The sequence below is a fragment of the Pseudomonas sp. Root569 genome, from assembly GCF_001427465.1.
Classification (GTDB): Bacteria; Pseudomonadota; Gammaproteobacteria; order Pseudomonadales; family Pseudomonadaceae; genus Aquipseudomonas; species Aquipseudomonas synxantha.
Map to the genome: position 1 here is coordinate 1 of NZ_LMGQ01000028.1, position 12,259 is coordinate 12,259.

The 12,259-nt window shown below is 59.1% G+C and carries 12 protein-coding genes; 5 read left to right on the forward strand and 7 right to left on the reverse strand.

Translation table 11 applies throughout. The annotated features are described in order from the left end of the window. Positions 1 to 195: 195 nt before the first annotated feature. The 5 genes from ASD70_RS24905 to ASD70_RS24925 form a co-directional block, all read right to left on the reverse strand. Positions 196 to 1,362 carry a cystathionine gamma-synthase gene (locus tag ASD70_RS24905; protein WP_056847677.1) on the reverse strand — a complete coding sequence of 389 codons (1,167 nt, stop codon included), beginning with the start codon at positions 1,360 to 1,362 and terminating at the stop codon, positions 196 to 198. Beyond that, positions 1,359 to 2,735 (reverse strand): pyridoxal-phosphate dependent enzyme, encoded by a 1,377-nt coding sequence (locus tag ASD70_RS24910; RefSeq protein WP_056847678.1) that lies wholly within the window; start codon positions 2,733 to 2,735, stop codon positions 1,359 to 1,361. The genes ASD70_RS24905 and ASD70_RS24910 overlap by 4 nt, the downstream gene beginning before the upstream one ends. 208 nt (positions 2,736 to 2,943) lie before the next feature. Further along, positions 2,944 to 3,426 carry a VOC family protein gene (locus tag ASD70_RS24915; RefSeq protein ID WP_056847679.1) on the reverse strand — a complete coding sequence of 161 codons (483 nt, stop codon included), beginning with the start codon at positions 3,424 to 3,426 and terminating at the stop codon, positions 2,944 to 2,946. A gap of 54 nt (positions 3,427 to 3,480) precedes the next feature. Beyond that, entirely contained in the window at positions 3,481 to 3,882 is a 402-nt protein-coding gene (locus tag ASD70_RS24920; RefSeq protein WP_046068333.1) for an ester cyclase, read from the reverse strand. A gap of 16 nt (positions 3,883 to 3,898) precedes the next feature. Next, positions 3,899 to 5,104 (reverse strand): MFS transporter, encoded by a 1,206-nt coding sequence (locus tag ASD70_RS24925; protein WP_046068332.1) that lies wholly within the window; start codon positions 5,102 to 5,104, stop codon positions 3,899 to 3,901. Between the two features lie 94 nt (positions 5,105 to 5,198). Between ASD70_RS24925 and ASD70_RS24930 the strand changes: the two genes are divergently transcribed. From ASD70_RS24930 to ASD70_RS24940, 3 genes are all read left to right on the forward strand, one after another. Next, on the forward strand, positions 5,199 to 6,092 hold the full coding sequence (locus ASD70_RS24930) for a LysR family transcriptional regulator (RefSeq protein WP_056847680.1): 894 nt from the start codon (positions 5,199 to 5,201) through the stop codon (positions 6,090 to 6,092). Positions 6,093 to 6,202: 110 nt separating this feature from the next. Further along, complete coding sequence (locus ASD70_RS24935) at positions 6,203 to 6,625, forward strand: hypothetical protein (protein ID WP_046068330.1); 423 nt, start codon at positions 6,203 to 6,205, stop codon at positions 6,623 to 6,625. Between the two features lie 210 nt (positions 6,626 to 6,835). Continuing rightward, positions 6,836 to 8,050: an aldose 1-epimerase family protein gene (locus ASD70_RS24940; protein ID WP_056847681.1), complete on the forward strand. Its 1,215-nt coding sequence runs from the start codon at positions 6,836 to 6,838 to the stop codon at positions 8,048 to 8,050. A gap of 95 nt (positions 8,051 to 8,145) precedes the next feature. On the opposite strand, the gene ASD70_RS24945 is transcribed toward ASD70_RS24940, so the two are convergent. Further along, entirely contained in the window at positions 8,146 to 8,898 is a 753-nt protein-coding gene (locus ASD70_RS24945; protein WP_056847682.1) for a class I SAM-dependent methyltransferase, read from the reverse strand. Between the two features lie 189 nt (positions 8,899 to 9,087). Continuing rightward, positions 9,088 to 9,708 (reverse strand): tyrosine-type recombinase/integrase, encoded by a 621-nt coding sequence (locus ASD70_RS24950; RefSeq protein ID WP_056847683.1) that lies wholly within the window; start codon positions 9,706 to 9,708, stop codon positions 9,088 to 9,090. Between the two features lie 251 nt (positions 9,709 to 9,959). Here ASD70_RS24950 and ASD70_RS24955 point away from each other — a divergent pair, with 251 nt between their 5' ends. Further along, a complete protein-coding gene (locus tag ASD70_RS24955) occupies positions 9,960 to 11,738 on the forward strand; it encodes a ShlB/FhaC/HecB family hemolysin secretion/activation protein (RefSeq protein WP_233518705.1) in 1,779 nt (592 codons plus the stop codon). Between the two features lie 9 nt (positions 11,739 to 11,747). After that, the gene (locus tag ASD70_RS24960) at positions 11,748 to 12,254 is read left to right on the forward strand and encodes a toxin-activating lysine-acyltransferase (RefSeq protein WP_046068326.1); all 507 of its coding nucleotides are present in this window, start codon (positions 11,748 to 11,750) and stop codon (positions 12,252 to 12,254) included. Positions 12,255 to 12,259: the final 5 nt, after the last annotated feature.

Genomic DNA, 12,259 nt, shown 5'->3' on the forward strand with positions numbered 1-12,259 from the left:
GAACTCGCGGGTATAGGTTTTTCGTTCTTGCATGGAACCTCCTGAATGGGCGAATCATATCGCCCTTAAGAGGTGTCCGGGATCATTAGGCCAGTTCAGCTTGCTCCCGATAGCGGTGGGTCAGTTGCAAATAAGCTGACTGATGCACCGCCATCGGGGGCAAGCCCCCTCCCACATTTTGATCGATGTTTGRYGTTAGATGTRYGCCAGGGCTTGGGCCAGATCCTTGCGCAGATCCTCTACACCCTCAACCCCCACCGACAACCGTACCAGCCCATCGCCGATTCCCAACTGCGCCCGCGTCGCCGCCGGGATGCTCGCATGGGTCATGATCGCCGGGTGTTCGATCAGGCTTTCCACGCCCCCCAGGCTCTCGGCCAGGGCGAAGATCTTGACGTTTTCCAGGAAGCGCGTTGCACCGGCCAGGTCGCTGTTCAAATCCACCGAAATCATCCCGCCAAACCCGCGCATCTGCTGTTTTGCCAACTCGTGCTGTGGGTGGGATTTCAAGCCTGGGTAGTGAACACGCGATACCTGAGGCTGTTGTTCCAGCCAGGTGGCCAGGTCCAGGGCATTGCTGCAATGGCGCTCCATGCGCAGCGCCAGGGTCTTTACCCCGCGCAAGGTCAGAAACGCGTCGAACGGCCCGGCAATAGCGCCCACTGAGTTCTGCAGAAAGCCCAAGCGTTCTGACAGCTCAGGGTTGTCGCCCACAACGGCGATACCACCGATCACATCCGAATGCCCATTCAGGTACTTGGTAGTGGAGTGCACCACAATATCGAAACCCAGTTCCAGCGGCCGCTGGATCCACGGGCTGGCGAAGGTGTTGTCGGCCACGCAGACAATCCCGCGGGCACGGCAGATACGTGCGACGGCGCGCAGGTCGGTGAGGCTCAGCAGCGGATTGCTCGGGGTCTCGACCCAGACCATGCGCGTGTCGTCCTGCAACGACGCTTCAAAGGCCGACAAGTCGCTCAGGTCGACATAGCTGAAACGGTGCCCGGCACTGCGCTGGCGTACCTTGTCGAACAGCCGGAACGTGCCGCCATACAAGTCATTACCCGAGACAATATGTGCGCCGGCATCCAGCAGCTCCAGCACCGTGGAAATCGCCGCCAGCCCCGAGGCAAACGCAAACGCCTGGCTGCCGCCTTCAAGGTCGGCCACGCAGCGTTCCAGGGCAAAACGCGTGGGGTTGTGGGAGCGCCCATAGTCGAAGCCCTTGTGCACGCCTGGGCTGTCTTGCAGGTAGGTGGAGTTGGCGTAGATCGGCGGCATCAGCGCGCCCGTGGTCGGGTCGGGTGACTGCCCGGCGTGGATCACACGGGTGGCAAACGCGCTTTTATCGGGCTGACTCATGCAAGGGATCTCCGTAGGTGATTAAGCAGGTCGACGCGGGTAATCAGGCCATGGAAGCCTGAGGCGTCAGCAATGATGGCGACCAGGCCGCGATCCAGTTCTGCCTGCAATTGGGCCAGGCTGGCGCTGGGGGCCAGGGTGTGCAAGGTGTCGGTCATGGCGCTGGCGACGGTCATGGAAAAATCCGCGGCGTCGTGGTGCAGGCCCAGCAGGATATCGGACTCATCAATGACGCCCACCAGCTGTTGGCCGTCTACCAGCACCGGCAGTTGCGACACATCCGCCAGGCGCATGCGCTGGAAGGCGGTGAGCAAGGTGTCGTCGGGGCTGACGCTGATCACGCGGCCGTCTTCGAAGCGGCGGGCGATCAGGTCGCGCAGGTCGCCGTAATGCTTGTACTGCAACAGGCCGGCGTCGTTCATCCATTGATCGTTGTAGACCTTCGACAAGTACCGCGTGCCGGTGTCGCAGACGAAGGTCACCACACGCTTGGGCGTGGTTTGCTCACGGCAGTAACGCAGGGCGGCGGCTAGCAGGGTGCCGGTGGATGAGCCCCCGAGAACGCCTTCGGCCTTGAGCAACTGGCGGGCGTGGTCGAAGCTTTCTTCATCGCTGATGGAGTAGGCGTGGCGCACGCTGGAGAGGTCGGCAATCGAGGGGATGAAATCCTCGCCGATGCCTTCCACGGCCCAGGAGCCGGGCGTTTCCAGCTGGCCGCTGCGGCTGTATTCGGCCATTACCGAACCCACCGGGTCGGCCAGTACCATGGCCAGGTCTGGCTGTACGCGCTTGAAGAAACGGGTCAGCCCGGTGAGGGTGCCGGCCGAGCCGACGCCCACCACAATCGCATCCACATCATGCTGGGTCTGCGCCCAGATCTCCGGCGCGGTGCTGGTCTCGTGAGCCAACGGGTTGGCCGGGTTGTTGAACTGGTCGGCAAAGAACGAGTCGGGAATATCCTTGGCCAGGCGTGCAGCCACATCCTGGTAATACTCGGGGTGGCCCTTGCCCACATCGGAACGGGTGATGTGCACCTCGGCGCCCATGGCCTTGAGGTGCAGGACTTTTTCCGTGGACATCTTGTCGGGCACCACCAGCACCACCCGGTAGCCCTTGGCCCGGCCCACCAGCGCCAGGCCCAGGCCGGTGTTGCCGGCGGTGGCTTCGATGATGGTGCCACCAGGGCGCAAGCGGCCGTCACGTTCGGCGGCGTCGATCATCGCCAGGCCGATGCGGTCCTTGATGGAACCGCCGGGGTTTTGTGATTCAAGCTTGAGAAACAGTGTGCAAGGGCCAGTGTCGAAGCGGCTGACCTTGACCAGCGGTGTGTTACCGATCAGCTCAAGTACGGCAGGGCGTGAAGGTGTGGGCATGTCGTCACCTGGTTACGGGATGGGCGTAGGGTAGGGGGACAGCAAAATGCATGACTTCGAACATAGGCCGGTATCGCCCAGGTCGCAACCTGGCGGTCCGATGCATGACTTTTTTTGGCGCATGGGCGATGCGCGTGGGGACTCAAATTGGCGTGCCGACGCAGATCAAATGTAGGAGCGCTCGAGCTTTAGCGAGGCCGCTCCCACATCAGTCACCGGCAATGGCAGCGTCGATAGTCGCTATGTTGATTTTGGTCATCTTCATCATCGCCTCAAACGCACGCTTGGCGACGGCGGTGTCCTTGCTGGTCACCGCATCGACCAACACCCGTGGCGAGATCTGCCATGACAAACCCCATTTGTCCTTGCACCAGCCGCAGGCACTTTCCTTTCCGCCATTGCCAACGATGGCATTCCACAACCGGTCGGTTTCCTCCTGGTCGTCCGTGGACACCTGAAAGGAAAACGCCTCGCTGTGCTTGAACGCCGAACCGCCGTTCAGGCCGATGCACGGGATGCCCATGACGGTGAATTCCACCGTCAATGCATCGCCCTGTTTACCGGAGGGGTAATCGCCAGGGGCGTAGTGCACCGCGTTCACTTTGCTGTCGGGGAAGGTTTCGGCGTAAAAAGTGGCAGCCTCCACAGCGTCGCCGTTGTACCAGAGGCAGACGGTATTTTTGTTGTTCATCGCAAACTCCTCGGGTTAATAGGAGTATGAAGTCTAGACGAGGGTGCCGCCCTGTCAGCCGGCGTTCCCTTTCAGCTGATGGGCGACCGCTGCCTTATCGATCACCGACCAGACGCGGGCGAATTTACCGTCGACGCATTCGTAAAAAACGTTCTCGTCGAATACGACCGTCCTGCCGTTGATCGGCAGCCCGAAAAACTCGCCCCTGGGACTGACCCTAAAGTTCAGCCGACTGGCGACCGTCGGCGGGTCGGCAACCAGCAGCTGAACGCGGAACACCAGGTCGGGGATTTCCCGGAAGTCGCGCTCCAGCATCGCCCGGTAGCCCTCCAGGCCAACCGGGCTCCCGTTGTAGGTCACATCAGGGTGGACAAAATCGCCCAGGTGCTGCCAATCCTGACGGTTCAGACAATCGATATAGCCTTGGTAGAAGCTGGCGAGTTGGTCGCGGGTCATGGGCCGTTCTCCTGGTTTAAGCGCGCTCGTCCACTATCGCCGGCAAGCAGATGTCCCCGCAAGTGCGTGACCGGGTATGCCGCGAACGCCAGCTCAAACCCAGCACCATCAGCAAACCCAGGCCGGCCATCAGCGCGCCTGCCAGGGAAATGGCCGGGTAGCCCAGCCCGGCGTTGATCACCGCGCCACCCAACGCCGCGCCAATCGCATTACCGAAATTAAACGCACCGATGTTCATCGCGGAAGCCAGGTTAGGCGCATCCTTGGCGGCTTCCATCACACGCATCTGCAACGGCGGCACCAAGGCAAAACTCGCGGCGCCCCACAGCAGGATCGACACGGCAGCAGGCAGCGGCCATTGCATCAGCACCGAGAAGGCTAGCAGCACGGCGATCAACACCACCAGGGAGGTGATCAAGGTACGGTCCACCGAACGGTCCGCAGACTTGCCACCCCACACGTTGCCCAGGGTCAGGCCGACACCGAACAGCACGAGCATGCCGGTGACGAAGTTGGTCGAGGCGTGGGTGACGTCACGCAGAATCGGTGCGATATAGGTGAACACCGTAAACATTGCACTGGAACCCACCACGGTCAGCGCCAACGCAGCCAGCACCGGCCCGCGGCCTAGTACGCGAATTTCCGCCATCAGGCTTCCGCCTTTCGGCGCGGGAGCATTGGGCAAGGCCCACCACAGCGCCGCCATCACCACTGCGCCTAACCCACTGATGCCCCAGAACGCCGTGCGCCAACCAAAGTTCTCGCCAAACCAAGTGGCCAGGGGCACACCGCCAATGGTCGCCAAGGTCAGCCCCAGGAACATCGCCGCGACCGCTCCCGCACGTTTCTCTGGTGCTACCACACTCGCCGCCACAATCGAACCAATGCCGAAGAACGCCCCGTGGTTCAGCGATGTCACCAGCCTGGCAATCATCAAGGTCTGGTAGTTGGTGGCCAACGCCGAGAGCAGATTACCCAGGGTGAAAATCGCCATCAGCCCGATCAACAGGTAACGGCGTGGCACCCTGGCCGTGGCGAGGGTCATGATCGGCGCGCCGATCAGCACGCCCATGGCATAGGCGCTCACCAACAGCCCCGCGGCGGGAATGGATACGCCAAGATCGGCGGCAATACCGGGCAACATGCCCATGGGTGCAAACTCCGTGACCCCGATGCCAAAGGCACCGATGGACAAGGCTACAAGGGGTGGATTGATACGCATGGTTGACTCCTCATCTGTGTGTCAAATGCTACAATCCAGCCTTTTGCAGCAGTAGCCCTTGGTTGGGAACTACAGCTTTGCGCAGGAGGCACAAATGGACATCGGTGGACGTTCGGGAGAGATGGAAGTGTTCGCCATGGTCGCCGAGCACGGCAGCCTGTCCGGCGCGGCGCGAGCCCTGGGGCTGACGCCATCGTCCATCAGCCGCATCATCACCCGCACCGAACGGCGCATCGGCACCCGACTGCTGCTGCGCACCACCCGCGCCATCACCTTCACCGCCGAAGGCGAAGCCTACCTGCGCGGCGCCCGGCGCATCCTTGCGGACATGGCCGAAGTCGAAGACGCCATCACCGACCAAGGCGCCCCCCGCGGCCGCCTGCGAGTCAGCGCCGCCCTGGCCCATGGCCGTATGACCATCGTGCCGTTGATCGCCGCGTTCAGCGCCCGCTATCCCGCCATTGTCGTCGACCTGATGCTCGGCGATGAAGTCGTGGACATCCTCGGCGGCCAGGCCGACGTCGCCATCCGCTTCGGCCCACTCGCCGACAGCCCCCTGACCGCCCGCCACATCGGCTCCACCGGCCAGGTTATCGTCGCCTCACCTGACTACCTGGCGCGCCACGGCACCCCGGTTGTGCCGCAGGATTTACTCAACCACAACTGCCTGCGCTTCAACTTCCGCCGGGCTACGCCGGATTGGCCGTTTCGGGTGGAGGGGCGGGAGTTTTCGTTGAAAGTGACGGGGACGATTGAGGGCAATAGTGGGGAGGCGTTGGCGCAATTGGCGAAGCTGGGGGCGGGGATTGCGCGGATTGGGGCGTTCAGTGTGGTGGAGGAGGTGAGGCGGGGGGAGTTGGTGGTATTGCTTGAGGAGTTTAACCCGGGGGATGTGGAGCCGATTCATGCGGTGTTTGTGGGGGGAGGGGCGATGCCGGCGCGGGTGAGGGCGTTTGTGGATTTTTTGGTGGAGCGGCATGGGGGTTGATGAGGTGTGATTGTGGATCTTTTAGACGATGGGTATTTTACCGGGTGGATTTCAGCCACAAGGTGGGCGGGCACTCCCGTGAATAAGCGTTAACTAAGATGGACTCCGCGATGAAAAACTGGATATCTAATACGAAGATTAATGCTCTGTTAGAGGTTGGCTCTCAAGAATTTGATGGCGTGAAAGTTAAGCGGGCCCTTATAGAGTACTGCGACAGGTATCAAAAGATTTATCCTTTTGAAATTCTGGAAGAGCCACTTAACTTTCTGATAAGCAACGTAAATTCAGATGATAAATATAGGGAAGTGCGAGCAGTGCTTAGGATTGCTGCTGAAGAATACTGCATTAGTTTAAACGAGATAGCCGAGGCTCTTCTTGACCTGATAGACACACGTATCCTTTCTGCGGACCAGGCGAAGAAAATTATCAACCACCTTTTCGAAGCGTTTTCCTGCAATGAAAAACCTGAAGATTTCATTCCAAGGGAGGATGCCTATTTGTGCAAAAAACTATTTGCGATTACCTCTAGCTAGCAAATGGTTCAAACCACTCCGGCCGAATATGTTGAAGCCCATGCCGCTCAACCCGTTTTTCGGTCCAATCTACTCGCGATGGCACCGACTCAATCTTCAATCTCTCCCCGCTCTATGCTGGTGGTTACCTGCATTGTGTAGCTTTTTAAGCTTGCTGAAACGTTTCATCGAGTTTATAAAACGACTACAACTCCAAGAAAGGCTACCGCCATGACCCCAATCAAACTCTTCATCGCCCTCAGCACACTTTCCGCCGCCTCCCACGCCATGGCCTGGGATTACGTCCTGCTCGACACCGACAAAGCCGCCCAGAACTGGCAGGTCACCAGCCAGCAGCTCGGCATACAAGCCGACAAACCCTTCAGCGTCACCCTGCGCACCTTGCACGGCGGTCGGCAGGAGGGCGTCAGCATCGTCGATATCGATAACGGCACGATGAAACTATCGGTGGTGCCGACTCGCGGGATGAACGTCTTGCAGGCTTCGGTCGGCGATGTGCGCATGGGTTGGGATTCGCCGGTCAAGGAGGTGGTCAATCCGTCTTTCATCGAACTCAATGGCCGTGGTGGCCTGGGCTGGTTGGAAGGTTTCAATGAGTTGGTGACCCGCTGCGGATACGAATGGGTCGGCCACCCCGGCATCGACAACGGCGAACTGCTGACCCTGCACGGTCGGGCCGCCAACATTCCGGCGAACAAAGTCACCCTGCACATCGATGAAAAACCACCGTACGCCATCACCCTGCGTGGCGAGCTGAAAGAGCAGGCGTTCAAGAAGGTCGACTTCTCCGTCGCGACCGAACTGGTCACCGAGGCTGGCAGCGTGGTGTTCGCCCTCAACGACACCCTGACCAACAACGGCGACTATCCGAAGGAATACCAGGCGCTGTATCACAGTAACTTCAGCACGCCGTTCCTGGAGCAGGGCGCTCGTTTCGCCGCGCCGGTGAAACAGGTGTCGCCGTTCAACGACAAGGCCAAGGGCGAACTGGCCGACTGGCAAACGTACCGCGCACCCACCAAGGACTACGATGAAACGGTTTACAACGTGGTGCCGTATGCCGACGCCAAGGGCGATACGTTGACCGTGTTGCATAACAAGGCCGGCAGCCTGGGCGTTTCGGTGGGCTTCAATACACAGACACTGCCGGTGTTTTCCTTGTGGAAAAACACGGATACCCAAGGCCAGGGCTATGTCACAGGGCTGGAACCGGGCACGAGCTTTTCCTATAACCGCCGGTATCAGCGACCACTGAACCTGGTACCGACTATTGGGCCGAAGGAACACAAGCAGTTCCGCATCAGCTATAGCTTGTTGGCGGATAAGGCGGCGGTAGATAAGGCCTTGAAGCAGGTGAGCGAGATTCAGGCCGGGCGGAAGACTGAGGTGCGGCAGGCGCCGTTGGTTGATCTGACCAAGGGGTGATGCCGGGACGATCATCGGTGTCGTTGCTCGGGGGTGCCTGACCATTTAGGGCCGTGGGACTGCCGAGTAACGAGCCGATGGTAATGTATTGGGTGTCAAACTTTGCGTGCCCAACTCCCGAACATCACATCGCCGATGTAGATGCCTGAAGAGGCTGAACGCTCCTGGTCCAAGCGCTCTTGCAGCGTTTCAATATCGACGTCTTCTACACTGGCCACTCCTAATGCAGTGATTCGCGGTAAGCACGCTCGAACGATGGCGCCAAGGCTGTAGGGTGTATCAGGTGTTTGTATCAGGCATTCAGCCCGCACGCTTTCAACAGTCAAGCCTGCCTGTGTAAAAATGCTGTGCAGATTAAAACCGATGTGTAGATCGGCGCCTTCGCGAGCAATCATTTCTTGTATCCAGGATTGCGCCCTTTTATGCAAAGGGAAGGGATCCAGGCTTGTGGGTACCATGGTCGTATCGTGCTCTTGAAAGACCACGATGCCAGTGGGGCGCAAGTACTTCGACAGCGCACGAATCGTTGCCACCGCATCCTTCTGATACCTCAGGACACGCCGCCCAACGATTGCGTCAAAAGTGCCGAGAGAGTCCTGCAGTTCTGAAACATCACACTGCAGAAATTTCAGTGAAGGGTGGTTTCGTGATGCATTGCGCTGGCGTGCACTGGCGATGGCTGCGGCGTCACGATCGATTCCGATGATCTCTGCGTCATTCTCTACCAAATCACACAACAGAAATGAAACATCCCCCGAGCCGCAGCCAACGTCCAGAATTCGCATCCCTTTTGCGATTCCTGCGTCGATCAGCAAACGTGTGGTGAAGTCGGGTAGGTTGGTCGACATTACTAAGCCTCAATGAGTTTATAAGTAAGCGTAAGCTCTTATTGCCGTGCTTTTTGGCAGTGGGAGAAGGTTTCACCCAGTCAGTGGTGACTCTCCAATGCATGAAGTGTGACGCTGGCGGTATGTGGACTGGGATGTCCGCTTCTGGCCGGTTAGCGACGGTCTGACTCCGACCGTCGCTATGCATGATCAAACCTCAGTCTGTTCCGCCATCTCCAGGGCGCCATCGACCTCAATCCCCAGATATCGAACAGTGCTCTCCAGCTTCGTATGGCCGAGCAGCAACTGAACCGCCCGTAGGTTCTTCGTTCTGCGATAGATTAGTGATGCCTTCGTACGTCTCATTGTGTGAGTGCCATACATGGCTGGATCAAGGCCTACGGCTTTCACCCAGCCTTTGACAATACGAGCGTATTGACGAGTGGATAGATGGTCTGAGGTATGTAGCCGACTAGGAAAAAGGCAGTCCTCGCTGCGTAGTTGTGCCTGATGTATCCATGCCACGAGAGCTGACCGTGTTTGCTCAGTGATCTCAAACTGCACTGGTCGCTGCGTTTTCTGCTGCATCACCATGGCTCGTGATGATACGTGTTCGCCATGGGCGACATCGCGCACGCGGAGCTTGGTTAAGTCGCAGGCTCGAAGCTTACTGTCGATGGCCAGATCGAAGAGAGCCAGATCCCGGCTTCTTTCCGCAATTTGAAGCCTTACTCGGATGGCCCAGATATCTCTCAGTCGGAGTGGGGCTTTCTGCCCTACTAGTTTTCCTTTGTTCCAGGGCTGACGGCCGCAGGTAGCGATGATGTTCATAACAAGTCCTCCACGTGTGGAAAGACAAGGATGGCTAATCAGAGCGACGGTCGCTCACCGGCCAAGAGTACTCTCTTAGAGGGGTCTAAGAAGCCGGGGGGAAATTAAGTGTAGGAAATTTCTCACGCGTCCTTGAACTTTAATGAGCAACAGTTGTTCATAGGGGAGTTGCCTGTCAGAGGCAATTCTCGCAGATCACGTGCCGTTCTGGTGCATGCTGCACCCGCAGGAAGATTTCACAGGGATGCGAAATGAAAGTATGTTTCCGGCCTAAGGAGTACCTGGCCCGTTTCGGTACGTTGTACTTGCCTGTTAGAAAACTGCCACCGTCCCTTCATTCGGTGGCCGTATTGTTGTTCGGTTTGATCAGCAGTTTCGGCGTGCAGGCCGCTGACCCTCCCGCACCTGCCCAACAGTTGCTATTGCAGCAGGACCGCGAGCGAGCGTTGCGCGAGCAACTTGAGCCGTCGCCGGATGTGCGCCTTGAGGCGCCGCCCTCATCCTCCGCCGGGGTTTTGCTCGAGAAGCGTGAATCCCCCTGTTTCCTGATTCGTCAGGTCGTCTTGAACGGCGAGTTGGCTGAAGATTTTCAATGGGCACTGCGCAGCGCCGATCCCAAAAATGACCCGGCCACCGGTCAATGTCTGGGTGCCCAAGGCATCAACCTGACGATGAAGCGAATCCAGAATGCAATCATCGAGCGCGGGTTTGTCACGACACGCGTGCTTGCACCGCCTCAGGATTTAAACAGCGGTGTGCTGCAACTGACCCTGATTCCGGGGCGCATTCATTCCATCCGCTTCGCCGAAGGCACCTCTACCCGAGCCAATGCCTGGAACGCGGTGCCTGCCAAAACAGGTGACCTGCTGAACCTGCGTGATCTTGAGCAAGCGTTGGAAAACTTCAAACGCGTGCCCACGGCTGAGGCGGATATCCAAATCGCCGCGGCCCAGGGAATGGACGCAAAGCCGGGCGACAGTGACTTGGTTATCGCGTGGAAACAGGCACTTCCCGTGCGTTTGAGCGTGTCGGTAGATGATTCGGGAACCGACGCCACAGGTAAATACCTGGGTTCGGCTTCGGTGTCGTTGGACAACCTGCTGAGCCTGAACGATTTGTTCTACGCCAGCTTCAACCACGACTTGGGCGGGGGGGACGCGGGTAATCGTGGTTCCAAGGGCCATACCTTGCACTACTCTGTCCCCTACGGTTATTGGCTGTTTGGCGTCACGTCCAGCGAGTATGACTATCACCAGACGGTCGCTGGGGCCAACCAGACTTACAAGTACACCGGAGAAAGCAAAAACAATGAGATCAGCGCGTCTCGCTTGCTGTATCGCGATGCCGTGCGCAAAACCACGCTCAAGCTCAGTGGCTGGACGCGCACTTCGCAAAACTATATCGACGATACCGAGATCGAAATTCAGCGCCGACGCATGGCAGGCTGGGCGCTGGGGCTGAGTCATCGGGAGTTCATCGGTACCGCCACGCTCGATCTGGGCACCAGCTATCGCCGGGGCACAGGTGCGCGCAACGCAATCGCTGCGCCTGAGGAGGCGTTTGACGAAGGGACCTCGCGTTCGCAGATCATCAACGCCGACGCGCAATTTTCCGTACCGTTTGGCCTTGCCACGCAGCGCTTGCGTTACACCGCGGCCTGGCGTGCGCAGTGGAACCGCACGGCGTTGGTGCCGCAGGATCGTTTCTCGATCGGCGGGCGCTACAGCGTGCGCGGGTTTGACGGTGAAAACATTTTGTCGGCCGACCGTGGTTGGCTGGTGCGTAACGACCTCGGCCTGGCGCTGGGCGACTCCGGGCAGGAAACCTACCTGGGTGTTGACTACGGCAAGGTGGGCGGGCCTTCAAGCCAATACCTCATTGGTGATCATCTGGCTGGGTACGTGGTGGGATTGCGCGGTGGCTACCGGCAAGTGTCTTACGACGTGTTTGTCGGTCAACCGATCAGCAAACCCAAGGGCTTCGAGACTGCCAGTACCACGGCAGGTTTCAGCCTGACGTGGTCGATGTGAGGGTTTGCCATGCAACTCGATAACCTTGAGCTGATCGCGCCGGCGTTCAGCGAAAAGCCATGGAACGAGGCCCAGGCGCTGGGTGCCGCCGTATGGCTGTGGATGCACTCGGCGAGCCATCGCGATGTGCCGCTGCACACCCTGAACGCGCTGCTGTTGCCAGCTATTGCCAACCGCCAGTTCATCATCGGCTACGAATCGGGGCGCCCGGTGTTTTACGCCGCCTGGTGTTGGTTCAGCGTCGAGGCCGAGCAGCGCTATGTGCAAAATCCTGCCATCAGCCTGCCTGCGCACGACTGGAACAGCGGCGAGCGACTGTGGTTCCTGGACTGGGTGGCGCCTTTTGGTCACAGCGCCCGCCTTGCACGCTTAGTGCAGCGCCATTTGTTTGCCGACAGCCGGTTCAGCGCTCTGTATCACCGGGGCAACGAGCGCGGGTTACGGATCAAGCGGTTTCAAGGTGCTGCTCTGGCGCGCTTGAAGTGGCCGATCGCGGCCGTTGCCCGCCAATCGTAGTACTT

Coding starts and splice junctions, on each gene's coding strand:
- ASD70_RS24910 (WP_056847678.1), bottom strand. CDS start 2,735: ATGCCCACACCTTCACGCCCTGCCGTACTTGAGCTGATCGGTAACACA.
- ASD70_RS24915 (WP_056847679.1), bottom strand. CDS start 3,426: ATGAACAACAAAAATACCGTCTGCCTCTGGTACAACGGCGACGCTGTG.
- ASD70_RS24920 (WP_046068333.1), bottom strand. CDS start 3,882: ATGACCCGCGACCAACTCGCCAGCTTCTACCAAGGCTATATCGATTGT.
- ASD70_RS24925 (WP_046068332.1), bottom strand. CDS start 5,104: ATGCGTATCAATCCACCCCTTGTAGCCTTGTCCATCGGTGCCTTTGGC.
- ASD70_RS24930 (WP_056847680.1), top strand. CDS start 5,199: ATGGACATCGGTGGACGTTCGGGAGAGATGGAAGTGTTCGCCATGGTC.
- ASD70_RS24935 (WP_046068330.1), top strand. CDS start 6,203: ATGAAAAACTGGATATCTAATACGAAGATTAATGCTCTGTTAGAGGTT.
- ASD70_RS24940 (WP_056847681.1), top strand. CDS start 6,836: ATGACCCCAATCAAACTCTTCATCGCCCTCAGCACACTTTCCGCCGCC.
- ASD70_RS24945 (WP_056847682.1), bottom strand. CDS start 8,898: ATGTCGACCAACCTACCCGACTTCACCACACGTTTGCTGATCGACGCA.
- ASD70_RS24950 (WP_056847683.1), bottom strand. CDS start 9,708: ATGAACATCATCGCTACCTGCGGCCGTCAGCCCTGGAACAAAGGAAAA.
- ASD70_RS24955 (WP_233518705.1), top strand. CDS start 9,960: ATGAAAGTATGTTTCCGGCCTAAGGAGTACCTGGCCCGTTTCGGTACG.
- ASD70_RS24960 (WP_046068326.1), top strand. CDS start 11,748: ATGCAACTCGATAACCTTGAGCTGATCGCGCCGGCGTTCAGCGAAAAG.